General features: G+C 74.0%; 22 protein-coding genes. 7 read left to right on the forward strand and 15 right to left on the reverse strand.

The genetic code is table 11. The features are described from left to right. Positions 1–62: 62 nt before the first annotated feature. The gene (locus AB0J72_RS27400; protein ID WP_344500656.1) at positions 63–356 is read left to right on the forward strand and encodes a DUF4193 domain-containing protein; all 294 of its coding nucleotides are present in this window, start codon (positions 63–65) and stop codon (positions 354–356) included. A gap of 22 nt (positions 357–378) precedes the next feature. On the opposite strand, the gene AB0J72_RS27405 is transcribed toward AB0J72_RS27400, so the two are convergent. Continuing rightward, positions 379–1,290, reverse strand: coding sequence for a ribonuclease Z (locus tag AB0J72_RS27405; RefSeq protein ID WP_363403409.1), 912 nt, complete (start codon positions 1,288–1,290; stop codon positions 379–381). Positions 1,291–1,313: 23 nt separating this feature from the next. Here AB0J72_RS27405 and AB0J72_RS27410 point away from each other — a divergent pair, with 23 nt between their 5' ends. Further along, a complete protein-coding gene (locus AB0J72_RS27410) occupies positions 1,314–2,162 on the forward strand; it encodes a patatin-like phospholipase family protein (protein ID WP_363403411.1) in 849 nt (282 codons plus the stop codon). 8 nt (positions 2,163–2,170) lie between these two features. Here AB0J72_RS27410 and AB0J72_RS27415 read toward each other — a convergent pair whose 3' ends face one another. Continuing rightward, the gene (locus tag AB0J72_RS27415; RefSeq protein WP_363403413.1) at positions 2,171–3,931 is read right to left on the reverse strand and encodes a VanW family protein; all 1,761 of its coding nucleotides are present in this window, start codon (positions 3,929–3,931) and stop codon (positions 2,171–2,173) included. A 218-nt stretch (positions 3,932–4,149) separates the two neighbouring features. Here AB0J72_RS27415 and AB0J72_RS27420 point away from each other — a divergent pair, with 218 nt between their 5' ends. From AB0J72_RS27420 to AB0J72_RS27435, 4 genes are all read left to right on the forward strand, one after another. Continuing rightward, positions 4,150–4,920, forward strand: coding sequence for an ATP-grasp domain-containing protein (locus AB0J72_RS27420; RefSeq protein WP_363403415.1), 771 nt, complete (start codon positions 4,150–4,152; stop codon positions 4,918–4,920). Between the two features lie 96 nt (positions 4,921–5,016). Beyond that, positions 5,017–7,074 (forward strand): hypothetical protein, encoded by a 2,058-nt coding sequence (locus AB0J72_RS27425; protein ID WP_363403417.1) that lies wholly within the window; start codon positions 5,017–5,019, stop codon positions 7,072–7,074. A gap of 140 nt (positions 7,075–7,214) precedes the next feature. Then, the gene (locus AB0J72_RS27430; RefSeq protein WP_363403419.1) at positions 7,215–7,463 is read left to right on the forward strand and encodes a hypothetical protein; all 249 of its coding nucleotides are present in this window, start codon (positions 7,215–7,217) and stop codon (positions 7,461–7,463) included. Between the two features lie 59 nt (positions 7,464–7,522). Then, positions 7,523–8,218, forward strand: coding sequence for a nucleotidyltransferase domain-containing protein (locus tag AB0J72_RS27435; protein ID WP_363403421.1), 696 nt, complete (start codon positions 7,523–7,525; stop codon positions 8,216–8,218). Here the strand turns inward: AB0J72_RS27435 and AB0J72_RS27440 are convergent. The 12 genes from AB0J72_RS27440 to AB0J72_RS27495 all read right to left on the reverse strand — a co-directional run bounded on the left by AB0J72_RS27440 (position 8,206) and on the right by AB0J72_RS27495 (position 21,758). Beyond that, the gene (locus tag AB0J72_RS27440; protein ID WP_363403423.1) at positions 8,206–8,760 is read right to left on the reverse strand and encodes a phosphoribosyltransferase family protein; all 555 of its coding nucleotides are present in this window, start codon (positions 8,758–8,760) and stop codon (positions 8,206–8,208) included. The two genes, AB0J72_RS27435 and AB0J72_RS27440, sit on opposite strands and share 13 nt — an antisense overlap. Before the next feature lie 4 nt (positions 8,761–8,764). After that, entirely contained in the window at positions 8,765–9,520 is a 756-nt protein-coding gene (locus AB0J72_RS27445) for a class I SAM-dependent methyltransferase (RefSeq protein WP_363403425.1), read from the reverse strand. A gap of 39 nt (positions 9,521–9,559) precedes the next feature. Further along, positions 9,560–10,813, reverse strand: coding sequence for an MFS transporter (locus tag AB0J72_RS27450; protein WP_363403427.1), 1,254 nt, complete (start codon positions 10,811–10,813; stop codon positions 9,560–9,562). 58 nt (positions 10,814–10,871) lie between these two features. Further along, on the reverse strand, positions 10,872–12,089 hold the full coding sequence (locus AB0J72_RS27455) for an ATP-grasp domain-containing protein (RefSeq protein ID WP_363403429.1): 1,218 nt from the start codon (positions 12,087–12,089) through the stop codon (positions 10,872–10,874). A gap of 27 nt (positions 12,090–12,116) precedes the next feature. Then, positions 12,117–13,283, reverse strand: coding sequence for a hypothetical protein (locus tag AB0J72_RS27460; RefSeq protein WP_363403431.1), 1,167 nt, complete (start codon positions 13,281–13,283; stop codon positions 12,117–12,119). Further along, positions 13,280–13,945: an HAD-IA family hydrolase gene (locus AB0J72_RS27465; protein WP_363403433.1), complete on the reverse strand. Its 666-nt coding sequence runs from the start codon at positions 13,943–13,945 to the stop codon at positions 13,280–13,282. Before AB0J72_RS27465 ends, AB0J72_RS27460 begins: the two co-directional genes overlap by 4 nt. After that, positions 13,942–15,996 carry an ATP-grasp domain-containing protein gene (locus tag AB0J72_RS27470; RefSeq protein WP_363403435.1) on the reverse strand — a complete coding sequence of 685 codons (2,055 nt, stop codon included), beginning with the start codon at positions 15,994–15,996 and terminating at the stop codon, positions 13,942–13,944. The genes AB0J72_RS27465 and AB0J72_RS27470 overlap by 4 nt, the downstream gene beginning before the upstream one ends. After that, entirely contained in the window at positions 15,993–17,699 is a 1,707-nt protein-coding gene (locus tag AB0J72_RS27475) for a class I tRNA ligase family protein (RefSeq protein ID WP_363403437.1), read from the reverse strand. Before AB0J72_RS27475 ends, AB0J72_RS27470 begins: the two co-directional genes overlap by 4 nt. After that, positions 17,689–18,780 carry an FAD-dependent oxidoreductase gene (locus tag AB0J72_RS27480; RefSeq protein WP_363403439.1) on the reverse strand — a complete coding sequence of 364 codons (1,092 nt, stop codon included), beginning with the start codon at positions 18,778–18,780 and terminating at the stop codon, positions 17,689–17,691. Before AB0J72_RS27480 ends, AB0J72_RS27475 begins: the two co-directional genes overlap by 11 nt. A 42-nt stretch (positions 18,781–18,822) precedes the next feature. Continuing rightward, entirely contained in the window at positions 18,823–20,460 is a 1,638-nt protein-coding gene (locus AB0J72_RS27485) for a SidA/IucD/PvdA family monooxygenase (RefSeq protein WP_363403441.1), read from the reverse strand. A 131-nt stretch (positions 20,461–20,591) separates the two neighbouring features. Next, positions 20,592–20,717 carry a hypothetical protein gene (locus tag AB0J72_RS27490; RefSeq protein WP_363403443.1) on the reverse strand — a complete coding sequence of 42 codons (126 nt, stop codon included), beginning with the start codon at positions 20,715–20,717 and terminating at the stop codon, positions 20,592–20,594. A 105-nt stretch (positions 20,718–20,822) separates the two neighbouring features. Beyond that, entirely contained in the window at positions 20,823–21,758 is a 936-nt protein-coding gene (locus AB0J72_RS27495; RefSeq protein WP_363403445.1) for a helix-turn-helix domain-containing protein, read from the reverse strand. 86 nt (positions 21,759–21,844) lie between these two features. On the opposite strand from AB0J72_RS27495, the gene AB0J72_RS27500 reads away from it, so the two are divergent. Next, entirely contained in the window at positions 21,845–23,065 is a 1,221-nt protein-coding gene (locus tag AB0J72_RS27500; protein ID WP_363403447.1) for an MFS transporter, read from the forward strand. A gap of 318 nt (positions 23,066–23,383) precedes the next feature. Here AB0J72_RS27500 and AB0J72_RS27505 read toward each other — a convergent pair whose 3' ends face one another. Beyond that, positions 23,384–23,689: a transposase gene (locus tag AB0J72_RS27505; RefSeq protein WP_363403449.1), complete on the reverse strand. Its 306-nt coding sequence runs from the start codon at positions 23,687–23,689 to the stop codon at positions 23,384–23,386. Positions 23,690–23,702: the final 13 nt, after the last annotated feature.

Here is a 23,702-nt window from a genome sequence, read left to right on the forward strand (position 1 = left end):
TCCGAGGCCGGCGGCGTTCGTTACACAACCACAGTCACCAAGAGAGGGTGAACGCCATGGCCATCAGCACCGACTACGACGCGCCACGCCACCCCGTCGGCACGGACCTCGCCGAGGACAGCCTCGAGGAGCTCACCGCCCGGCGGGCCAACGCCCAGTCGCCGTCCGTCGACGTCGACGACAGCGACACCGGCTTCGAGCTGCCCGGGGCGGAGCTTCCCGACGAGGAGCTCACCGTGCCGGTCGTGCCGATGCGGCTGGACGAGTTCCGCTGCTCCAGCTGCTTCCTCGTGCACCACCGCAGCCAGCTGTCCCGCGAGAAGAACGGCGCTCCGGTCTGCCGCGAGTGCGACTGATCCCGGTGAGGTCCCTGGTCGTTCAGGGGCGGCGGGCCGGCACCCGAATCCGGGTCAGGTCCTCCGCCACCACGACCTCACCTCCGAACACGCTCGCCGCTTCCTCGGCGAAGCGTGTCGGGTCGTCGTACCGCTGCGAGAAATGGGTTAGCACGAGCGTGCGCACCCCGCACTCGGCCGCGACCCGGGCCGCCTGACCAGCCGTCAGGTGCCCGTGCGCCGCGGCCAGACCGGCGTCGGCGTCCAGGTACGTCGACTCGATCACCAGCAGGTCGGCACCGTCGGCCAGCGCGTACACGCCGTCGCACAGGCGGGTGTCCATGACGAACGCGAAGCGCTGACCTGGTCGCGGCACGCTGACGTCCTCGACGGCCACCGCCCGGCCGTCGACCGTCACGCTGCCGTCGCGCTGGAGCGCCCCGACCGCGGGCCCCCGCACGCCGTGCCGCTCGAGCAGGTCGGGCAGCATCCGCCGGCCGTCCGCCTCGACGAGCCGGTAGCCGTAGGTCTCGATCCCGTGGTCCAGCTGCCGCGCTTCCAGCACCCAGCCTTTCCCATTGGCGATTTGCCCGCCTTTATCCACTTTGACCGGATTTATCGTAGCAACGTCGTAGAAAGCGGACGCATGCCGCAGGCGGTCGAAGTACACCTGGCCGCTCGCCGGGAAGTACGCCTCCACCGGGCGGGCCGCGTTGTCCAGGGAGATCCGCTGGATCACCCCCGGCAGGCCGAGGCAGTGATCGCCGTGGAAGTGCGTGACGCAGATGCGGGTGATGTCGCTCGCCGCCACCCCCACGCTCGTCATCTGCCGCTGGGTCCCGTCACCGGGATCGAACAGGATGCCCTCCTCGTCCCAGCGCAGGAAGTACCCGTTGTGGTTCCTGGCCTTGGTCGGCACCTGGCTGCTGGTCCCCAGCACGACGAGCTCACGCATCTGGGGGACCTTACAGTTGGCGGATGGTCGATGACTCCAAATTTGCGCTCGTGCTGGGCGGGGGCGGCGTCACGGGCGTCGCCTGGGAGATCGGGATGATCGCCGGGCTGGCCGCCGCCGGCGTCGACCTCACCGAGGCGGACCTGGTCGTGGGCACCTCCGCTGGCTCCGTCGCCGGCGCCCAGATCACCAGCGGCAAGCCGCTCGAGGAGCTGTACGAGCGCCAGCTCGCCCCCGCCACGGGTGAGATCGCCGCCCACTTCGGCGTCGGGACCATGCTCCGCTACGCGTCGGCCGGCCTGCGCCCCGGCGACGACCGGCAGGCCCTGCGACGGCTGGGGCACGCCGCCCGTACCGCCGACACCGTGTCCGAACAGAGCCGCAGGGACGTGATCGCCGGACGGCTCCCCAGCCACGACTGGCCGGACAGCCCCCGGCTCCTCATCACGGCCGTCGACGCCGAGACCGGCGAGGAGGTCGTCTTCGACCGCGACAGCGGCGTCGACCTCGTCTCCGCAGTGACGGCCAGCTGCGCCGTGCCGGTCGTCTGGCCGACCGTCACCATCGCCGGCCGCCATTACATGGACGGCGGCTCGCGCTCGGCGGCCAACGCCCACCTCGCCCGCGGGTACGACCGCGTGGTCGTCCTCGCCCCGACGACCACGTCGCTGCGCCGCTCCGGCCGGGTCGCCACCGAGCTCGCCGCGCTCGGCCCCGCCGTCCGCTCCGCCGTGGTCACCCTCGACGCCGACGCGCGGACCGCCATCGGCCGCAACGTCCTGGACCCCGCGAAGCGCGCCACCGCCGCCCAGGCCGGCCGCCGCCAGTCCGCCGCCGCTCTGGCCGCCGTCACGGCCGTCCTGCCTGACTGACCGGCGGGTCAGCCCGCGGGTGCGACCGGGGCGGTGCCGCAGATGAAGTGCGGCTCCGGGTCGTAGCGCCAGGAGAAGCGTTCCCGGCGCAGCTCCTTGCCGCCCTGCTTGAACACGCGCCACGCCTCCTGGGTGAAGCCCGGCAGGCCGTCGGTGGGATTGCAGTCGGTTTCGCGGAGGTACGTCGTGGGCGGCTGGACCACCTTCGTCCGCGGGCCGTACTCGAGGGCGATGTCGTAGCGCTTCGTGCCGTACAGGGTGACCGTGACCGACGTGTCGGTGGTGGCGGTGTCGATGAGCACCCCGGTCGGGGAGTCGTTGCGGAAGCGCAGGTCCAGCGACGGGAACACCACGGTCGCCTCGATCACCGACGGGTAGCGGTCGAACCAGTACGTGTGCGGGCGGTGCTCCACGTCCTGCAGGCCGGCGTAGAAGACCGCGTTGAACAGGGTGGTCGCGACCTGCGACACGCCACCGCCCGGCGAGTTCTTGATCTTCCCGTCCTCGATGCCGGGGGCGTCGACGTAGCCCTTGGCGTGGGTGCGCTGGCCGACGTGGCCGTTGAGGGAGAACGTCTGGTCCGGCAGGACGACCGCGCCGCGCAGGGCCTCGGCCATGGTGCGGATGTTGACGACGCGGGGCTGCCCGGCGACGAACTTCGTGGTGAAGGTCGACAGCTGCTCCTTGACGCCGAGCGCGCCCAGCTGCGCCGCGGTCACGGCGGCCGGCTTGGCCGCGAGCCCCACCTCGACCCGTCGCGGTGTCGCCGACGTACGCAGGACCGCCAGGATCGCCGGGCTCGCCGCCACCAGGTCGGCCTGCTGGCCGTCGACCTGCGGGCGCACGACCGGCCGGCCCCGCTCGACGGTGAACGTGGCGTCGGTCGCGGCGACCTCGACCTTGCCGAAGGCCGGCACCGCCTTGCGCAGGGCGGCCACGTCCAGCGACGGCTGGACGAGCCCGTCGGCGTCGGACTCCAGCTTCAGCGCCGCCGCGATGGCCGTCGCCGGGACGGTGACCTCACCCCGGGGCGTGGCCACGACCAGCGGCGCGGCGACGGCGGGCGTCGCCAGCTCGCCGAGCAGGCGGTCGACGTCGGCCTTGGTGCTGCGCGGCACGAGGTCCACGACCGGGAAGTCGACGGTGCCGCGGCGCAGCCAGCCGGCCTCCATGATCGCGCCGACCTTGTGCCGGTCGATGCCGCGGCCGCTGACCGGGTACACGGCGACGGGCTGCTGCTTGTCGAAGCGGACCGCGGGCAGGACCGGGGCGTCGCCCTGGGTGCCGAGGTGCGCCATCAGCGCCTCGTAGAGCCGGGTCGCGTCGGCGCGGACGACCGGGGCGACGCTGATCCCGCCGTGCAGCCACGCGAACGGGCCGGGCGTCGCGGCGACGGCGCGGTCGACGGTCGCCTCCACGTCCAGCACCAGCCCGACGGCGGCCGGGTCGACGGTGGCGCCGGCCGTGCCGACGCGGACCGCGACCGGGGCGGTGACCCGCTGCCGGAGGGTGTCGCGCAGCAGCCGCACCGCCTCGCCGCGGGAGTGGCCGCCGAGGTCGACGCCGAGGACGTGCACGCCGCGGTCGACGTCCTTCGCGTACGTGCTGACCGCCGTCACCACCGGCACCACGACCACCAGGGTCAGGGTCGCCGCGAGACGCCGCCGCCGACGGGCCCGCGCGCGCCGCACGATCGGCGGCACGACGGGACGCTCCTGCGGCGCGGTGGGAGCCAGCCGGCGCAGCCGGGACAGCAGGTCCGTTGCCATACAACGAACAATGCCCGATTTGTACCGTCTGTCTGGCTCGATCGGCCCCGATGTCCCCCAACGTGTCACTGTGATGGCGGCGCGTACTGCGGATATGCCGATCTCGGCCCGGGTCGCCGACCGGCAGCGACACTGATGGGCCTCGCTGGCAGGATGTACGGGTGCGGCAGTTCCGGACGTTGGCCATGCGTGTGCGCTCGCCTGAGGCGAGTGCCGCGATGACCCATGCCGCGCGCCGGATCGGCCTGCCCGTCGCCCAGCTCCCCGGCGACCCCGCCGAGGTGACCGGCCTGCGCTCCGCCGACGGCGTGGCGTGGCGGGCGGCCGGCGGCTACCTGACCACCCTCATCGCCGGCGGCGTCGACATCCGCCTGCACGGCGCCAACCCGAGCTGGTTCGCCGGCCTCCCCCGCGACGTCACCGGCCGCGACGTCAGCCTGGTCACCGTCGGCGAGGCCCCCGACCTCGTCGGCCCCCGCCCCGCGGTGGCGAAGCTGGCCGACGAGAAGCACCCCGCCTTCTCCGCCGCCTGGGTCCGCGACGCCGACGACCTGCGCAACCGCCTGCGCACCGCCCGCCTGCCCGCCGACAGCACGCTCATCATCATGGACCACTGGCTGGACCTCGCCTCCGAGTACCGCGTCTTCACCATCGGCCGCGAGCCGGTCGCCTGGTCGCCGTACGTCGTGGAGGGCGAGGAGTGGAGCCCGACGCTGCGCCACCACCGCGCCTCCTGGCACGACGAGGCCGCCACGTTCGTCGCCCTGATGCTCGCCGCCCTCCCCGACGGCGACGTGCCCCCGACCGCCGTCATCGACGTCGGCCGCACCGACGCCGGCGACTTCGCCGTCCTCGAGGTCAACAACGTCTGGAGCTCGGGCCTCTACAGCTGCGACCCCGACGGCGTCCTCCGCGCCGTCCTCGCCGCCAACGACCCCGACTGCGCCCCCCGCTGGCGGTGGCAGCCCGCCCCCGCCCTCGGCGCCTGACCGGCCGCCCCCGGATAACCGTCACCGCTGGAGGAACGGCCAGCGGGTGAGTCGAGCTTCGCGGCGCCCGACCTCTCCGGCGGGCGGGGGCACGTCGTGGTCACCGCGGCCGGCGTCACCGAGTTCGCCTACGAGCGAGGCAACCTGGTCGCGCCGGTGAGCCTGCCGTCGTCGCTGTTCACCCGGGCGCTGATCGACGGCATCCGCACCGGCGCGGCCGACCTCGACCAGGACGGTCCCATCGACCTCGACGAGCTCTACGTGTTCGTCGAGCGGCGGGTGGTCGCCGCTCACCCCGACCAGCATCCCAACCGGTGGCACTCCGGCAGCCGCGGCAAGATCTACGTCACGCACAGCACCCGGCGCCGGATCCGCCCCGGCACGCTGCCCGAGCACATCCGCGACCTGCTGGACCACGGCGCCGCCGGCGTCCGGCTGGCCGCGGTCCTCGAGCTGCGGGACATCGCCGAGGGGACCGACCTCCCGCAGGCCGCCGCCGCCCGGGCCACGCTGGCGCGCCTCGCCCACGACGACAGCCGCAAGGTCTCCCTCGCCGCCCAGGACGCGCTCGCCGCGACGGCGGTCCAGCTCTCGCAGTCGACCGCCGACCTCGGCATCGCCGGTGCCAGCTCGGCGCCCGTGACGCAGGTGCAGCTCAAGGGCGGCCCGCCCGCCCACGCCTCGACGGTGCTCGCACCGCCGGCGATCCGGGCCCGCATCGTCGGCGACACGCTGCACCTGCGGCTGAGCGGGGACCGGCCGGGCCCCGTCGACGCAACGGTGACCGTGACCGGTCCGGCCGGCGACGCCACCGTCCAGGCCACCGGCTGGGTGGCGCTGGACCCGGGGCTGCCGGCGGCCGCGGCGGTGTCGCTCGCCGGGTCGCTCACGGAGCATCCGCGGGACCAGGCCTGCGCACTCGCCGCCGCGGCGTGGGCGACACATCACGCGGGCGACACGACCCTGGCACGGACCCTGCTCGACCGCGCCGGCGCCACCGCCGCCGACATCGCCGACCCGCTGTCGCACGCCCTCGTCGCGGCGCTGGTGAACTGGACCGGCGCCCGCTGCGGCGACGCCCGGCGAGCCACCCGGGTGCCGGGTGACCTCGCCGCCGCGGTCCGGATCGTCTGCACCGACCCGCGCGACCGCACCATCGCGCTGGCCGCCCTCGCGTGGCCCGCTCATGCCGGGTCCTCGGACCCGGCGCCGCCTCACGGTCCGTCCTGGTGGCCGATGGTCCACGGGGCGCTGCGCTGGCTGGCCGGGGGTCTCGGCTCCGCCGGCCGGTCGGCGCCACTCCTGGACGAGGCGCACCGGAACTTCGAGGCGATCCACAAACCCGGCGACCTGCCGTTGGCGAGCCTGGTCGTCGACCTTGCCGGCGTTCGCACTGGACGGTCCATGAGTGGACTGGAGCTCTTCGACGACCTGTTCGAAGTCATCAACAGGTACGACAAGGACCCGTGGTCCCGCACGATGCAGCATCTCGGGCTCGCCTGGCTGGCGGCCGTGCTGGCCGGCGGACCGGCGCGACGGCCCCGGCCGCTGGACCGGGAGGCACTCGCCGGCTTCCTGACCCGCCTCACCGGCGCCGACCTCACCGACCACGCCGGCCTGCGGTTGCAGGGCCTGAGGGCGCTGGATCATGCCGAGGCCGCCGCGGAGCTCGAACCGGAATGGCGGCCGTTCGTGCACGCGGCGGCGGCCTGGCTCGCCGTGTGCCTCGGTGACCGGCAACGGCTCGACACCGTTGCGGCCGCCGCCGAGGCCGCAGTCAACGATGACGAGTCCGATCTCGAACCGATCGCCTGGGCCGCCACCGCGTGGGCGATGCGGGCCTCCGGCGATGACGGCGCCGCCGACGCGATGCTCACCTGGGCCGCCGAGGCGGCCGAGCAGCTGGACACGTGGGACAGGTTCGCCACGCTGCTCATTGCCGCCGTAGCCACGCGCCGCGCCGACGGCGAGGCGGTCGCGCGCTCCAACGCTGCCGTCGTCGCCGCGACGGATGCGTTCGCGGGTCCGGCCCAGCGTTCGGTTGGCCGGATCGCACCGGCCTGGCTGCTCGTCAGGTCCGGCGAGAACAGGCGGGCCCTCGCGATGCTGGCGGACGTCGAGCAGCCGTCCCCGCAGTCGAGGACGAGGGCCTGAGGACCATCTGCAGGGCTGTCGCGTCCTGGGTCGGCACCCAGGCGGGCGACGGCCGGTCGGCGGGCAGGCTCTTCACCGACCTGGCGGACCTCACTCGCGCCGACGACCCCGACGACTGGCTCAAGGCGTGGCTGCTCGGCGTGGTGGCCTTGCTGGAAGGCGTTGCCGCCCGCGCCCCTGGCCACGGCGCGTCCGTCGCGCTCGACGAGGATCCGTTCCTGCGGGCGCTGACGCTGACGTGCACCGCGTTGCTCAGGCGCCTGGACGGTGACGACGTGCCGGCCCAGCGGGCGCTCAGCGAGGCGTACGCCGCCGTCCAGCACATGAGCAGCGGCCCCGGACAGGCCTGGCTGCTGGCCGCCGTCTCGTGGATCGCGGCCCGGGACTGAGCGGGCCGCGGCGCGGGGACCCGCGAAACCCGGGTGACACGTCCGGGACACTGGAGGGCATGACACCGGAGAATGTGCTGCTGGCGGGGATCGTGGGCTCGACCGCGTACGGGCTGGCGGGGCCGGGGTCCGATGTGGACCGGCTCGGGGTGTTCGCGGCGCCGACGGTGGCGTTTCACGGGCTGCACCAGCCGGTCGAGTCGGTGGTGTCGGCGCATCCTGACGTGACGCTGCACGAGGCCCGCAAGTACTGCGGCCTCGCGCTCGGCGGCAACCCGACGGTGTCGGAGCTCATGTGGCTGCCGGAGGAGCTGTACGAGACGCGCACGCCGCTCGGGGACGAGCTGATCGCGATCCGGGCGTCGTTCCTGTCGTCGAAGCGGATCCGGGACGCGTACCTCGGCTACGCGACGCAGCAGTTCCGGAAGCTGGAGTCGCGCGGCGACGGGTCGTTCTCGTCCGAGACGCGGCACCGGACCGCGAAGCACGCCCGGCACCTGCTGCGGCTGTGCTGGCAGGGGTACACCGCGTACACGACCGGCGTGATCCACATCCGGCTGGAGGAGCCGCAGCGGTTCCTCGACTTCGGGGAGCGGGTCGCGGGCGGTGACGTGGACGCCGCGCGCACGATGCTCGCCGACTACGAGGCGAAGTTCGACGCGACGCCCGGCGTGCTGCCGGCGTCGCCGGACGAGCGGGTCGCCGAGGACTGGCTGCTGCGCGTCCGGGCCGCGTTCCTGCCTCAGAGGTCGTGAGCGCGGAGCAGGGCGCGCAGGCCGAGCGCCGTCCGTAACGCGTCGCCCTCCGGGGTGTCGGCGATGTCGTCGACGACGCACGCGGTACCGACGAAATCCGCACCGACCTCGAGCACCATGTCCCGGGTCGCCTCGGCCTGCGTGCCGCTCTCCACCCAGTCGTCCACGCAGAGCACCCGGTCGCCCGGCCGGACCAGGCCGCGGCGGAAGCTCATGACACCGCCGCCGCCATGGTACGAACCGGGCAGCGCTCTGCGTACGAAGCCCGGATCGGGGCCGGACGCCGCGCGGTCGTTCTTGCGCACCTCGACGAGCCCGACGCCGAGGTGCGCCGCGACGAGCGCGCCGAGCAGGCTGCCCCGCGAGACGGGCCCGGCGACCAGCGTCGGCGCCCCGGGCACGAGCCCCGCGACGGCGGCGGGCAGGTCCCGCAGCACCACCGGGTCCCGCCACCACTCCGTCACGTCCGCCCAGGCCACGTCCGAGTACGGCGCACGCCGCCAGTGGAAGCCGACCTGCAGCCGGCCCACGAGATCAACCACGCGGCTACCGTACGGCAGCGACCGCCGCGTCAGGTCCGCCGCGCCACAGCGTGCCCGACTCGGTGAAACCGGCGTCGCGCAGGGCGTCGAGGTGCCAGCTGACCGGCGGCAGGAACTCCGCGCTCGCGCCCTTGGGGTGGATGACGGCCCGGTCCGCCGTCAGCGGGCCGAGCACCGGGTCGGCGGCGGCGAGGTCCCACCACGCGGACCAGGTCGGCGCGGCGCCGGCGGCGTACCTGGCGTCCCGCCGCGCGTCGGCGGAGGCGACCAGCTGCTTGGTGAGGCCGGGCAGCTGCGGGTCCGGCATGTGGTCGGCGTTGACGAGCAGGCCGCCGGGGCGCAGGACGGTCCGCAGCTCGGCGTACAGCACGCGCAGCCGCTCGGCCGGCAGCCAGTGCAGGGCCGTCGCGGCGAGCACGGCGTCGTATCCGGCGTGCGGCAGGGCGCCGGTCCAGGCCGGGTCGCGCAGGTCGGCGGTCACGATCTGGGCCCGGTCGCGCAGTGACGCCCGGGCGATGCACAGCAGCACGGGATCGACGTCGAGCAGGGTGACCTGGGCGCCGGGCAGGCGGCGCAGCACGCGGAGCGCGATCGATCCCGTGCCGCCGGCCAGGTCCAGCACCCGGGGCGGATCCTCGGTGACCGCTTCCACGGCGTCGATCATCGCGGCGATGCGGTGCTCCCGGTCCGGCATGAACGCGGACTGCTGCAGGTCCCAGCTTTCCTGCCACGCACCGGGGTCGGCGACGTAAGGAGTCATACCCATCACGCTAGTTACCCCACGGATCGATGTCCAGCGTTACCCGGCGACCGTGCTCAGCGCCCGCTCCGGCTCCGCCGGCGTGTGCATCCGCCGGTCCACGGCGAACACCAGCCCCGCGGCGGCCGTCGCCGCGACCGCGAGCACCAGCCAGAACGGGACGGGCGTGCTGAGCAGGTACACCGCGACCGGCGGCCCGATCGTGTTGCCGACCTGGAACGTCGCCCACGCGGCGCCGGTGGCCCGGCCCAGGGTGCCGGGGGGTGCCAGCCGCTCCACGAGCGTGTAGAACGCCGGGCTGTAGGCGCACTCGCCGAGCGCGAACGTGACCATCATGACGACGAGCAGCGTGGTCCTCGCCCCGCCGCTCACGGCGCCCGCGGCGTAGCCGAGCAGCCACGCGCCGGCCCACGCGAGGCTCATCGCGATCAGCGCGCGGGTCTTGTGCACCCGCTCCACCCAGCGGGACACCGGCAGCTGCCCGGCCAGCACGACGAACGTGCCGACGGCGTACAGCGCGCCGACCAGCGTCGTGGAGCCGCCCAGGTCGGTGCGCACGGCGAGCGGCACGCCGCTCTCCAGCTGCGCCATCCCGAACGTCACCAGCAGCAGCTGCGCGACCAGCAGCAGCACATAGCTGCGCCCGGGCCGGAACCGCGCCAGGGTCTTCCGCTGGGACCCGACCGCGTCGGCGTCCTCCGGCAGCGGGACGAACACGGCGATCACCACGGCGTACAGCGCGCAGCTGACGCCGTCGGCGGCGAACAGCCACCGGTAGGTGGCGTCGGTCGCGCCACCCAGCAGCAGGCCGCCGAGCCCGCCGCCGACGCCCAGGCCGACGTTGAGCAGCAGGTACCGCATCGACATCGTGCGGACCTTGACCTCCTCGCTGCCGCTGAGCCTGGCGATGATCGGGACCACGGCCGGCAGGAACAGCCCGGTGCCGACGCCGATGACGAGCAGCGCCGCCAGCTGGGCGGCGTAGCCGCGCCCGGCCGCCAGCAGCAGCCACCCCGCCGTCTGCACCAGCAGCGCGCCGACGGCGACCGCCCTGGGCGAGCGCCGGTCGACGAGCGCACCGCCGTACACGGACATCGGCACCGCGGCGCCGGCGAGCACGAGCAGCAGCACCGCCGTCTCGCCCGCCGGCAGCCCCTGGAACTGGTGCAGGTAGATCGCCAGGAAGGGGTAGCAGAGCCCGGTGCCGATCGCCGACAGCCCGTACCCGCCGACGAACCACCACGCGGGGCGGCTGAGCCGCCGGTCCGCGCGGCCGGGTCGAGCCTTGCCCATGCCAGCTCCTTCGCTGCTCGTCTTCGCTGCTCGTCTTCGCGGCTTGTCTTTGCTCTTGTCAGGCGGTGCCTCGGACGTGCCGCACCATGTGGTCGAGGCGGTCGAGGACCTCCGACTCGGTGGCGCCCTCCACCGTGACGGCGGCGACGGCGTCGCTCCACCGGGTCGGCCGCGGCAGCACGTCGCCCGGGCGCCGCAGGTACGCCAGATCGACCAGCCACGGCACATCCGGCGCCGCGGGGGTCGCCTCCAGCACGCCGCCGGGCTGGTAGACCATCACGTAACCGATCAGCGGCACCGGGTCCGCCGCCGGGTCTTTCGCCGGGACCGGCAGGGCGTCGCCCAGCTGCGCCATGACGGCGGCCTCGTCGAGGTCGACGCCCGTCTGGTGCCGGAAGCCGGGGATGATGCCGCCGCCGCCCGGGCGGCCCGCGATCTCGCAGAACACCACCTCGCCGGTGCGGTCGAGGAACATCTCGTGGTGGGTGACCCCGCTGAACCACGGGAAACACTTCAGCACCGCGGCGTTGAACGCCAGCAGCGCCTCCCGCTCCGGCCCGGGCCCGATGTTGTGGTCCCGGCAGGGCGCCGCGTCGTGGTAGCTCGTGGTCGGATCGACCGTCCTGGACACCGTGGCGACGACGGGCTCGCCGTCCCGCACGACGCTGTCCACGTGGTGGAGATTACCATCGATGAACTCTTCGACCTCGTAGTTCGCCCGATCGAGGCCGGGGTTCGCGTCCAGCACCGGCCGCAGCTGCTCGATCCGGTCGAGGACGAACACGCCGGTCGACGCCATCCCCTCCGTCGGCTTGAGCACCACCCGGCCGTGCCGTTCGAGCAGCCTGGCGACCGCCTCGGGGCTGAAGGGCTCGTGCCGCGGCACCCTGACGCCGAGCCCGCCCACGTGCTCCTTCATCCGCAGCTTGTTGCGGACCAGCAGGGTGCGCTCCTCGCTCAGCCCGGGGATCCCGAGCCGGTCGCGGAGCCGGGCGGCGGGCAGCAGCAGCCGCTCGGAGATGGCGACGACGAGGTCCAGGGGGCGGTGCCGGTGCACCATCTCCCCGGCCTCGAGCATGAGCGGCACGTCGTCGAGGTCGATGCCGATCACCGCGTCGATCTCGGCGCCGGACACCTCGCCGACCTTGGCGCGGTCGGTCAGGACCGTCACCGCGAACCGGTCGGCGGGCATGAACGGCGAGCCGTCGTGGCGACGGTAGTGGCTGTAGCCGATCCGGTCGATCAGCAGCACCCGCCGGCGGTCGTCTGCGGACATGGTCTTCTCCTATGCCTGGAAAGGGTTTCAGCCGACCGCGGTCGGGGCGGCCGTCCGGTCCTGGCCGCTGCGGGCCGCGTACTCCTGGTACCGGGCGCCCAGCTCCAGCGCGTGCTCGGCGCAGTCCGCCAGCCGCATGGTGCGGCAGTCGTACCCGAGCGACTCCCGCATGATCCCGGCCGACTCCTCGGTGAACTCCACCGTGCCGTCGGGACGGATCCGGTCGATGCCGTCGCGGCGCTGCCCGGCCTCGTTCACCGCGACGGCGTCGCCGAGGCCGACCGACGCGGGCAGGTCGAGGGCGACCGCGCCGTGGCCGATGCGCACCGGATACCCGCCCGGCAGCCCGCCGACCCCCGGCGCGTGGGCCTGCGCGGCGTCGCCGTGCAGCAGCGGACGCAGCACGCTGAGCGCCGACGCGGCCGTCATCAGCTGCCCGGCCATCCCGCCGAGCCGGCGGTGGCTGCTGGTCAGCGGTAGGAACAGCGTGCCGGCGTCGACGTCGGCGGTGCGGTCCGCGCCCTTGACGGTGACCTGCAGCCGGAACGTGTCTGGTTCGGCGTCGCCGGTACGGGAGACGTGATGGCTCACGTAGTGGTGCGCCACGAACCGCACGCCGACGTCGCGCACGGGCACGCCGAGCCGCTCGGCGGCGATCAGCCGCAGCGCCGGCACGTTGTTGGCCACGTTCCCGATGCCGGCGTCGGGCGCCAGCCCGGCCGTGTGCAGGACCGGGTGGACGGCGTCGGGGTACGCGGCGTTGACCACGACGGGCCTGACCCCGGACCGGCGCACGGCCGTCATCAGGCGCAGCGCCGGCGTCAGGTGCATCGGCAGCCAGGGGCCGAAGTTCGCCCGGTACAGGCGCTGGAACGCCGCGGGCGGCAGGGTGCCGATGACCCACCACGATTGCAGGCTCGCCGCGTTGAAGATGACGTCGGGGCGCAGCGCGGCGATGGTCTCCGCGGTGGCGTCGACGTCGTCGAGGTCCACCCGGCGGCCGTCGACGACGGGCTGCCGGCCGACCTGCAGCGCGGCCAGCCGGGCGAGGTTGACCTTGCCGCGGACCTCGGCGTCACGACGGCCGCCGAGTGTGACGGCGACCGGCCGGAGGTCGCGGGCCAGCTGGTACAGGACCTGACCGGCGAGGTCGCCGGCACCGACGATCAGCAGGCGGGGCATCGGCTCCGTCACCGGGCACCTCCCGTCCCGGCGGGCGTGGAGACCAGTCGTGGCAGGTGCCGCATGTCGTCGAACGTCGGCACGCCTTCCGCGGCGAGCAGGTCCGCGTACGGCCCGTCCGCGTACCCGAGCGTGCGCATGCCGGCGGCGAGCCCGGCCCGCACACCGACGAGGCTGTCCTCGACCACCACGCACGCCGCGGGCGCCACCCCGAACGCCGCGGCCGTGTGCAGGAACAGGCCCGGGTCCGGTTTCCAGCTGCCCACCTCGTACGCGGAGAACGCCCGCCCGGCGAACCGCGCCCACAGCCCGGTGGCGCGCAGCCGCTGCTCGATGATCGCCGCCGGGCTGCTGGACGCGACGCACATCGGCAGGTCGATGCGTTCGAGCGCGTCGGCGACCCCGTCGACGGGGCGCATGCTCTCCCGGGTCAGCTCCTCGCAGCGCGCCCGCACCGCGGCCACGAACCCCTCCTCGACCGGGGCACCGATCAGGCCTTCGACGAAGGTGACGCAGTCGGCCATCTTCTTGCCCCGGAACTCGACCTCCGCCTCCTGGAGCGTCAGCGCCGCCCCGGCCCGGCACGCCAGCTCCCACAGCGCCTGCGACTCCGCGCCCTGGCTCTCCACGAGCACCCCGTCGAGGTCGAGGACGAGCAGCTCGGCGGCGGTCATGCCGCGTCCCGCAGGGTCGCGACGATCTCCCACCGGCGCAGCAGGTCCGCGTCGTGGTACGCCAGGAACTGCTCGAACATCCCGACGTAGTTGGCGCCGTCCTCGTCGCCCATCTCCGCGCGCAACGCCGCCTCCCGTTCGCGGAGCCGGCCGAGGTACGCCCGGAAGTACAGGCCGTCGATGTCGGTGCGGTCGGCGGTCGCGACGGTGAACCCGGCCTTCTCCAGGACGCCCTCCCAGTCGGCGTGGGGCAGGAACAGGCCCGGCTGGAGGTCCACCTCGCGGTCCCGGTCGGACCGGTCCGCGAGGATCCGGGTGAGCAGCAGCACGGCACTGCCGGAGTCGCGGAGGACCCGCCGCCACTGCGGCACCGCGGTCTCGGGGGCCGACCAGTACCCGGAGCCGAACGCCAGCACCGCGTCGAACTCGTCGCCGAACCCGCTCAGCTCGCCCAGGTCCCCGACGACGAACGTGGTCCGTGGGCCGCCCGGGTGCCCCGCGGCCCGTTCGGTGGCCACCTCGACCGCCGCCGGGCTCAGGTCGACGCCGACCACCTCGCAGCCGGTGGCCGCGGCCAGGGCGAGGCTGAGCCCGCCGGTGCCGCAGCCCGCGTCGAGCACGCGGGAGCCCGGCCCGAGCCCGAGGCGCTCCGCCAGGGCCCGCACGTAGTGCGGGGTGACGTTGCTGTGCTGCCCGACGAAGCCGGGCCCGAGCACGGCCGCCCGCGCCTCGTCCATGGCCCGCACGCGTTGCAGCCGGTCCCAGCCCGCGGCCACCTCCTCCAGCGTCTCGTCCCGCCCCGGGTCACGCAGCCGCACCTGCAGGTGGTCGCAGGCGGCGAGCAGGTTGGCCCGCAGCTCCTCGCGGTCGCCGGCCTGGGCGATGACGGTCGCGACCCGCTGGCTCATGAAGTCCTCGGGCGGGAGCTTCACCCGGTCGCCGGCGCCGAGCAGCACCGCGACCTGGACGACGCCGGGCACGGCGAGCGCGGCGCCGAAGCCGGTGACCTCGTCGATCTCACCCGCGGTCCGGGCGAAGGCGGACCGGACCCCGGCGACGATGCCGGTCGGGGTGCCGGCGGGGGCCATCGGAGTCCCCGTCGCGACGCGGACGATGTCGGCGCAGAAGTCCACGCCGGTGGCGAGCGGCACCAGGTGCGAGGCGATCATGCCGCCGCCGGCCCGCCCGGCGATCTCCACGAGGCGGGCGCGGCCCCGGCCGTCGACCTTGCACTCCAGGTGGAACGCGCAGTCGTCCATCCCGAACGCGGCCACGACCGCCCTGGTCAGCTCGCCGACCGCGGCCAGCGCGGCCGGGCCCAGCGCGCTGGGCTGCACGTGCTCGACCTCGATGTGGTGCGGCGCGGTCGTGACCTTGTCGGTGACCGCGACGAGGCGGACCTCCCCGTGCTGGACGAGGCCCTCGACGCTGTGCTCGGTGCCGTCGAGGCACTCCTCGTACAGCCAGCGGTGCTCGGTCCCGGCGAACATCGGGTCCCCCGACCCGGTGGTGTACCGCCGCAGGACGTCCCACGCCCGGCGGGCGCCGGCCTCGTCGGCGACCTCGAAGATGCCCTTGCTGCCGGATCCGGTCAGCGGTTTGAGCACCGCCGGGAAGCCGATGCGCGCGATGGCCCCGGCGAGACTCTCCTCACCGTCGACCAGCTCGAACGCGGGAATGAGGTCGGGCCGGTCCGCGAGGGCCTGCCGCCCGGCGTGCTTGTCCCGCACCAGGCGGGCCGCGCTGTCCCGCAACCCGGGCAGGCCGCGGTCCTCCGCGATCCGCGCGACCAGCCGCACGTCCCGGTCCGACCAGGTCACGACGCCGCGCACGGCCGCCCGCTGGACGAGCGCCGCGGCCGCCCGCCGGGCCGCCGGCACGTCGAACGTGTCCACCAGCTCGACGTCGTCGACCAGCGACAGCACCGTGCCCCGCGGGATCCGGTCGGCGAGCAGCGCCACTCGCAGCCCGGCCCGCCGGGCCGCGAGCAGCACCGCGTTCGCTTCGAGCTGGTACGGCCTGAGATTGACGAACATCACGCTGGATGTCACTGCGGGACCACCTTTGCATCGGATGGCGTCGGGGCGTCCGGGTAGCCGCCCAGGGAGGGGTTGTCCATCAGGAACCGCACGGCGGCCTCGGCCGGCGGGCGCAGGCCGGTGTACCGCTCCGGCCGCCAGCACGCCTCGCCGGCCGTGGTGTGGACGTCCGGGTCGCCGGCGAGCCCCAGCGCGGCCCAGAGCCGACCCGCCCAGCCCGGTGCCAGCGGCGCGGCGAGGACCGCGAGCGTCCACAGCTGCGCCCAGGCGGTGCCCGGGTCGTGCCGCCGCCCGTCGCCGCCGGCCGCCGCCAGCCGGTCGACCCAGTCGCCGAGCACGCCCACCGCCGCGGCCGGGTCGGTGACCGGCAGGCGCAGGCAACGGTCCTGGGCGGCGAGCGCCTCGACGGCACCCGGCGCCTCCGCGGGGGTCGCCGGAGGGCCCTCGACCAGCGCGGCCGAGCGGTCCGCCACGACCCGGTCGAGCCGCTCCGCCCACCCGGCGGCGAACCGGGCGAACGTGTCGCAGCGGAAGTCCTGGCTCTTCGTCAGCGGGCTGAGGCTCGCCAGGTACAGCCGGGCACAGTCGACGTCGAGCCCGGCCGCGACGTAGTCGCCGACCCAGATCGTGTGCCGCCGCGACGTGGAGAACTTCGCCCCGTGCAGGTCCAGGAACTGGTTGAACAGGAAGAAGTCGAACGGCCGGAAGTCCAGCCCGCGGGTCGTCAGGCCGAGCAGCACCAGCCACGGCATGACGGCGTCCAGCCCGCCGGCGGCCACCGTGATCACGTCGGAGCCCGCGGACATCGGATTCGCCACCCCGTGCCGACTGGCCGCGAAGTCACCGATCACCTTGCTCGCCGCGACGAGGCCGGTGCCGTAGCTGTAGTGCACGGACCCGTGATCCGGGCCGGCGAGGGGCCACGGCACGCCCCAGCCGATCGGGTACGTCAGCCGGATGCCGGCCGGGTTCCACCGCTGGTACTCCTCGACGATCGGCAGGTACGTGTCGACCTGGCCGATCCGCTCGGCGCACCGCTCCACCCGCATCCCGGCCGCCGGGGCGGCGAACGCGCTGGTGACGGTGACGGCCGAGAGCGTCCCGCCCGGCAGCGCGCCGGCCCCCTGGCCCGGCCTCAGGCCCGGCACCGCTCGCGGCGCCGGCTCGCGCAGGTCCGTCGGGCCGAACCAGGTCCCGCACTCCTCGCACGAGTTGCCGGTGGCCGGCGCCGCGCACTTCGGGCACTTCCCGCTCAGCCAGCAGCCGACGAGCGGGCGCCCGGCGGCGGCGTCGAACCACAGCCGCTCCGCCCGCAACCGCAGCCGTCCCTCGGCGTGCAGGGCATGGACCAGCGCGTCGCTGTAGCGTCGGTGCTCGGCACGGTGCGGCGCCGCGTGTACGTCGAGGTAGTCGTCCTGCACGACACCGAAGTCGGCCAGTGCCGCGGTGATGCGACCCTGGTAGTCGCCGGCCACGACCATCGGGTCGCGGCGTTCCTTCGCCGCGGTGAAGAGGATGTTCGACTCCCACGAGTCGGACGTGCCGATCGCGAGCGCCTCGTGGCCCCGCGAGCGCAGGTACCGCCGCAGCACGTCACCACGCAGGAACGGCCCCGCGATGTGCCCGAGGTGCAGCGGCCCGTTCGGCGTCGGATACCCGGCCAGCACCAGGTGCCGCGACCGGCTCGCGTACTGGCGGCGCAGCTCACCGAACATCCCGACCCCCCGCTCCGACGCCCGCCGCTTCGGTGCCCGCCGCTTCTGTGGCTGGCGGGGCGGGTGGCGGGATGGCGGTGGTCAGGGCGGCGACGACCCGGTCGGCGACGGCCGGGCCGAGGCGGATGCCCGAGCCGCCCATGCCGCGGGCGTCGACCACCCGGCCCGCCGCCGTGACCGTCACCATGGGTGCGCCGTCGTGCGGATAGGCGTCGTGGCCGACGTGGGCGCCGACGACCGCCGCGGCCAGCGCCGGGCTGCGCCTGGTGAGGGCGCGCCGGCCCTCGTCGAGGTCGGCGGCGGTGACTGTCGGGTCGAGCGGGGCGCCGGGGACCGCGAACGACTCCCGCCGGAAGCTCACCGTCAGCCCCGCGTCGCCGGGCAGGATGAACAGCTCGTCGTCGATGAAGTCGAGCATCGGCAGGCCGGCGCCGGGGTGGTCCACGGTGAGGGCGGCGATGCGCTTCACGGGCTGGGCCGGTGCCGCGCCGGGCCACACCGGGCACCAGCCACCCGCTGCCACGGCCACGGACCGGGCGTGCACGGCGTGCCCCGACGCCAGGACCACCCGCACCGCGCCCGGCTCCGGCGAGATGGCGACCACCTCGCACCCCTCCCACAGCGCCGAACCCGGCCCGCTCAGGTGGAGGTCGAGCAGCGCACGCGTCAGGCGGGCGGCGTCCACGGCGTAGCAGTCGCCGGAGGAGGCGAGCACCTCCTCGTCGGGGTCGACGCGCAGGTCGCCGGCGCGCTCGCGGACGGTGGCGACCCGCTCCGCGGCGACCGGCCGCAGCGGCCCGCCCTGCCACGCGTCGAGGAAGCCCGGCACGTTGTGGCGGCGCAGCACGAACCAGACCTCGAGCGGGCGCACGAGCCCCGCCTCCCGCCACCGGGCCGCGCCGGCGAAGTAGGCCTGGCCCGGGCCGACCAGCGGCGTCCTGCCCGGCACCCCGCCGAGCGGCACGCACACACCGGCCGACCGGCCGGTCGCCCCGGCCGCGGCCGTCGAACGGTCGAGGACCAGCACGGACGCGTCGGGGTGGATCCGCCGGTACCGCTCGAGCACCAGCGCTCCCGTCATGCCCGCACCGACGATCACCAGGTCCCGGTGGCCGCGCACCGCTCAGCCCCACCAGACGGAGTAGACGCTGAGCACCTCGGTGCCGTGGTTCTCGATGCGGTGTGCGGTGTCCGGCGGGATCCTCAGCACGTCTCCGCCGCGGACCTCGGCGGTCTCGCCGCCGCAGGTGAAGCGGCCCACGCCGGCGCTGACGAGCCAGATCTCGTGGGCGTCGTGCCGGTCCACCTGGGTCGCGCTGCCCGGGTTGACCGTCCACCAGGACGCCTGGAACGGCGCGGCGGGCAGGTCGGCGGCGGACGTCAGGTCGATGAGGTGCAGCTCGTCGCCCTCGTCGGTGCGCTCCGTCAGCTCCTTGGCCAGTGACACGATCAACGGTGCGTCCTTTCCGTCTGCGGATGAGCCCGCGGCACCGGCGGCCGGCCAGAGGGCGGACTCCGCGGCGCCGGTGCGGTAGACCTCGCGGCCCAGCAGGCTGTTGACGATGGTGGCGCTGCGCCACGGCCCCAGGCTGAGGTTGGGATCGGCGATGCCGTGCGTGTGCTCGGCCCCGTTCTGCAGGTAGATCGAGCCGAGCGCGGCGCCCTTCCAGCGCACGCTGTAGTCCAGGTTGGTCTTGACGTCGGCGAGGTCGTCGGCGCCGAGCAGCGGCCGCAGGAAGTCGGGCACCACGTGCCGGTAGCCCGTCGCCAGGACCACCAGGTCGGCGTCGAGGGTCTCGCGCTGCCGGGAGATCAGGTCGTCGAGCGTGACCCGCAGGCCCTGGCCCGTCCTGGTCAGCCCGACGAGCTCGGTCGAGGTGCGCAGGCGATACGCGACCCGTGCCGCGCTGAGGTAGTCGACCTCGTAGAGGCGGCGGTAGATGCGCTCCAGCAGCCCTTCGGAGATGCCGTTGCTGGCGGTGCGCTGCCGCTCCAGCAGCCGCCGGCGCACCTCGTCGGGCAGCTGGAAGTACTGGTGGACGAACTGGGGGTTGAACCACTCGTTGGCGAAGGCCGAGTCGTCCAGCGGCAGGAACCCGTGCTGGCGGGCGACCCACGTGATGTGTGCGGGCAGCTCGTCGCCGCGGCCCAGCAGGTGGTCGACGATCTCGGCGCCGCTCTGGCCACCGCCCACCACGACGACGCGCCGGCCCGCCGACGGCGGGTCGGCCGTGCCGAACTCGCTGGCGTGGATCACCTGCGGCCCGAGCCCGGTGGCGCACGCGGGCACGAACGGCTGGTGGCCGACGCCGACGACGAGGTTGCGGGCGCGGACCTGCCGCTGCTGGCCGACGCGCACGACGAAGCTGTCACCGTCGTGCTCGACCACGCCGACCCGCTGCCCGAACCGGACGAACGGCAGGCTCCGCGCCACCCAGGCGTAGTACTGCTGGAACTCCTCCCTGGTGACCGGTGCGTCGCGCCGGGCGATGAGGAAGCGGTACATGCGCTGGTGCTCGGCGAGGAAGTTCAGGAACGAGTAGCGACTGGTGGGGTCCACCGTCGTCACCAGATCCTTCAGGAACGACACCTGCAGCTGCGCACCGGGCAGCAGCATCCCGGGGTGCCAGGAGAATGACGGCCGGGCCTCGAGGAAAAGCTTTTCCACGTCGTCCAGCGGTGCGAGCAGCGCGGCCAGGCTCAGGTTCGAAGGACCGAGCCCGATGCCACAGAGATCTAATACATCACTATCGATAGACATCAATGCGTTATTGCCGAATCTTGGCATGCGGTCAGGCCCTTTCGCGCACGTGAATACACCGCGCCACCGCCCGCCATCAGGGCAGCAGTGAGCGGAACCTCGACACAGAGGGCAGGAGGTCGATCAAGAGATCACGGGACGCGGAAGCTCCACGGCGACGGCAGCGGCTTCTCGGCGCGCAACGTCAGCGCCGGCACAATGACCCGAAAAGTAGACACGCGATATCCCCCGATACTTTCGCTGGTGTCGAAGGCCATCCTCCTACCGTCACCGCCCGCCACCAACTGTCTCGGAGGGGTTTTCATATCTCGAACCACCAGCAGTGGGGCATTGACAGCTCCCACATGTGTGAGTAAGGCAGGTCAGCGGAAGGCGCGGCGGTACGCGGCCGGGGTGGTGTTCACGGCGCTGCGGAAACGGCGGCGGAGGTTGACCGCCGAGGACAGGCCGACGCGCTCGGCGATCGTCTCCACGGGCAGGTCGGTCTCCTCGAGCAGCGCGCGGGTGCTCGCGATGCGCCGGTCGAGCAGCCACCGGCCCGGTGAGATGCCGAGCTGCTCGTGGAAGTGCCGGTTGAGCGTACGGGCGGACATCCCCGACCTCGTGGCCATGTCGGCCAGGGTGAGCGGGCGGTCGAGGTTGGCGGCGATCCAGTCCAGCAGTGGCGCCAGGGAGTCGGGGACGGGGCCGGTCGTCGGCAGGGCCGGGAACTGCCGCTGGTGCCCCTCGCGCTGCGGGGCGGCGGCGAACTGGCGGCCGATGCGCATCGCCAGGGCCGCGCCGTGCTCGCGGCGGACCTGGTTGAGGCACAGGTCGAGCGTCGTGGCGGTGGCGCCGGCGGTCGCGACGTCGCCGTGGTCGACGTAGAGCACGGTGCCGTCGGCGCGGACCTTCGGGTAGTTGCGGGCGAGCCAGCCGGTGATCTCCCAGTGCGCCGCGGCGGTGCGGCCGTCGAGCAGGCCGAGGTGGGCCGGCAGCTTGATGCCGGAGCTCACCGCCACGATGCGGGCGCCTCGCGTATGGGCGGCCAGGACGGCGTCGCAGGTGGCGGGGGTGAGCGACGGGGATGGGCAGCCGGCGATGAGGATCGTCCCGGCGTCGTCCAGCGCCTCGAGGCCCCGCTCGACCACGATGTCGACGCCCATCGTGGTGCGGATCGGGCCGGGGTGCTCGGCGCACAGCTCGAACTCGTAGTGCCGCGGGATGTCGGGCCCGTGGTCGCCGAAGACGGCCGACGCGCAGGTCACCGGATACAGCTCCTGCCCCTGCCCGAGGAGGGCCACCACCCGCTGACGCATGGCACGAATGTACCCAATGATGTCGCGCCGGACGCCTGTGCACCCGTGGCGCCACGGCAAGAATGGGTGATCATGGAGTGCTACCGATGACCGCCGTCCTGGCGGAACCCGTTCTCGCGAAACCCCTTTGGAACAGGGACTTCACGTACTACTTCGGCGCGCGGGTGGTGTCGCTGCTGGGCGACGCGATGATGCCGGTCGCCGCCGCGCTCGCCGTCGGGGCGATCTACGGCGTGTCCGGTGTTGGGTACGTTCTTGCCGTCTGGACGGCGCCGTTCGTGCTCTTCGTGGTGTTCGGCGGCGTCTTCTCCGACCGGCTCGGCGCGCGGACGATGATGGTGGGCGCCGACGTGGTGCGCGTCGTCACGCAAGGTGTGGTCGCCATCGCGTTCTTCGCCGGTACGCCGCCCCTCTGGCTCCTGCTGGCGACCTCGGCCCTGGCCGGCCTGGCGGCCGCGATGTTCCAGCCCGGCGTCAACGGCATGGTCCCGCTCGTCGCGACGGACCCGCAGCGCGCCAACGGTACCCTCAAGATCGCCGACGCGGCGACGCAGCTCGGCGGCCCGGTCCTCGCGGGCGTGCTGATGACGCTGACCGGCCCCGGCGCGGTCTACGCGGTCGACGCCGCGACCTTCGTGATCAGCGGCGCGTGCCTGGCCCTGATCGGCCGGACGCCCACCGGCGCCGCCGGCGGGACCACCGGCTCGACCGTGCTGCACGACCTGCGCCGCGGCTGGACCGAGTTCCGCTCCCGCAGCTGGATGTGGTCGGTCATCGTGGTCTGGCTGTTCTTCGGCGTGTTCGTGTTCGGCCCGTACATCCCGCTCAGCTCCCGCCTGATCGGCGACCGCCTCGGCGACGCCGCCTACGGCTGGACGATGGCGGGCCTCGGCTGCGGCACCGTCCTCGGCGGCATCATCGCCATCCGCCTGCGCCCCGCCCGCCCGCTCGCCGCCGGCGCCGCCGGCCTGATCGGCTTCGCCTGCATCCCGCTGTCGGTCGCCCTGCAACCACCGCTGCCGCTCCTGATCGCGGGCCACCTCCTCGGCGGCGTCTCATGGGCCTTCTGGTCGGTGATGTGGTCCACCAGCGTGCAGACCCTCGTCGCCCCCGAGGTCCTCAACCGCGTCACCGCCTACGAGGTCGCCGGCTCCGTCTCCGGCGTGGCGGTCGGCCAGGCCCTGGTCGGCCCCGTCTCCACCGTCGTCCCCCCGCTGGACCTGCTGTACCTGTCGACCGCGGTGACCGTCTGCGTCTGCGCCGCCCTCCTCCTGATCCACCCGGTCCGCCGCCTCCACCGCGCCTGACCTCCCCCGGCCAACGAGAGCAGGCAGCCACACAGCTCCAGTCCGCGACGGCCCGGGCCGGATCGGGGATCCGACCCGGCCGCCGCTCAACACGGCCCTAGGCTCTGTTTCGCGGATCATGGCTGGCGGGGACGGCGCGTAGCCTTGTCACCGGTCACGGAGTCCGGGCGTTGGCGGGGGCGGCCACGACCGGCAGGTCGAGGGACCGACACCTGCTCCGCAGCGGTGCGAGCTGCCGGATGTCGGCTGCCTGGCCGGGCGTGATCCGGATGGCAAGCGAGCAGCCGCGTCCGTCGGACAGGGTATGGACCTGCGTGGTCAGCCCACCACGGGACCGCCCGACCCCTTGCCGTGCCCGTGACTCGTCACTGTCAAGCCCCCTGTACGGACACCGGCAGCGTGTTGGTGCACCCGCACAACCGTCGAGTCGATCTGCGCGCTCCAGTCGATGTCACCGTCCGCCTCGGCAAGGGCGACGACCCGCAGTTTCAGCATTGCCCGGGTGCCGTCGGCGACCCACCGCCGGAACCGCTGGTACGGCGTCTTCCACGACCCGTACCGTTCCGGCAGATCACGCCACGGCGAACCGGTCCGCGCCACACCGGGTACAACGAACCAACCCATGATCCGCGAGACA

The organism is Dactylosporangium sp. NPDC049742 (assembly GCF_040674675.1).
Classification (GTDB): domain Bacteria; phylum Actinomycetota; class Actinomycetes; order Mycobacteriales; family Micromonosporaceae; genus Dactylosporangium; species Dactylosporangium maewongense.

What these genes read in the sequence shown, in the direction of transcription:
- AB0J72_RS27505 (WP_363403449.1), bottom strand. Translation starts at nt 23,689, where the DNA reads ATGGGTTGGTTCGTTGTACCCGGTGTGGCGCGGACCGGTTCGCCGTGG.
- AB0J72_RS27445 (WP_363403425.1), bottom strand. Translation starts at nt 9,520, where the DNA reads ATGACTCCTTACGTCGCCGACCCCGGTGCGTGGCAGGAAAGCTGGGAC.
- AB0J72_RS27450 (WP_363403427.1), bottom strand. Translation starts at nt 10,813, where the DNA reads ATGGGCAAGGCTCGACCCGGCCGCGCGGACCGGCGGCTCAGCCGCCCC.
- AB0J72_RS27405 (WP_363403409.1), bottom strand. Translation starts at nt 1,290, where the DNA reads ATGCGTGAGCTCGTCGTGCTGGGGACCAGCAGCCAGGTGCCGACCAAG.
- AB0J72_RS27465 (WP_363403433.1), bottom strand. Translation starts at nt 13,945, where the DNA reads ATGACCGCCGCCGAGCTGCTCGTCCTCGACCTCGACGGGGTGCTCGTG.
- AB0J72_RS27420 (WP_363403415.1), top strand. Translation starts at nt 4,150, where the DNA reads ATGACCCATGCCGCGCGCCGGATCGGCCTGCCCGTCGCCCAGCTCCCC.
- AB0J72_RS27500 (WP_363403447.1), top strand. Translation starts at nt 21,845, where the DNA reads ATGACCGCCGTCCTGGCGGAACCCGTTCTCGCGAAACCCCTTTGGAAC.
- AB0J72_RS27435 (WP_363403421.1), top strand. Translation starts at nt 7,523, where the DNA reads ATGACACCGGAGAATGTGCTGCTGGCGGGGATCGTGGGCTCGACCGCG.
- AB0J72_RS27415 (WP_363403413.1), bottom strand. Translation starts at nt 3,931, where the DNA reads ATGGCAACGGACCTGCTGTCCCGGCTGCGCCGGCTGGCTCCCACCGCG.
- AB0J72_RS27455 (WP_363403429.1), bottom strand. Translation starts at nt 12,089, where the DNA reads ATGTCCGCAGACGACCGCCGGCGGGTGCTGCTGATCGACCGGATCGGC.
- AB0J72_RS27410 (WP_363403411.1), top strand. Translation starts at nt 1,314, where the DNA reads ATGGTCGATGACTCCAAATTTGCGCTCGTGCTGGGCGGGGGCGGCGTC.
- AB0J72_RS27485 (WP_363403441.1), bottom strand. Translation starts at nt 20,460, where the DNA reads ATGTCTATCGATAGTGATGTATTAGATCTCTGTGGCATCGGGCTCGGT.
- AB0J72_RS27475 (WP_363403437.1), bottom strand. Translation starts at nt 17,699, where the DNA reads ATGTTCGGTGAGCTGCGCCGCCAGTACGCGAGCCGGTCGCGGCACCTG.
- AB0J72_RS27480 (WP_363403439.1), bottom strand. Translation starts at nt 18,780, where the DNA reads ATGACGGGAGCGCTGGTGCTCGAGCGGTACCGGCGGATCCACCCCGAC.
- AB0J72_RS27490 (WP_363403443.1), bottom strand. Translation starts at nt 20,717, where the DNA reads ATGGCCTTCGACACCAGCGAAAGTATCGGGGGATATCGCGTGTCTACT.
- AB0J72_RS27495 (WP_363403445.1), bottom strand. Translation starts at nt 21,758, where the DNA reads ATGCGTCAGCGGGTGGTGGCCCTCCTCGGGCAGGGGCAGGAGCTGTAT.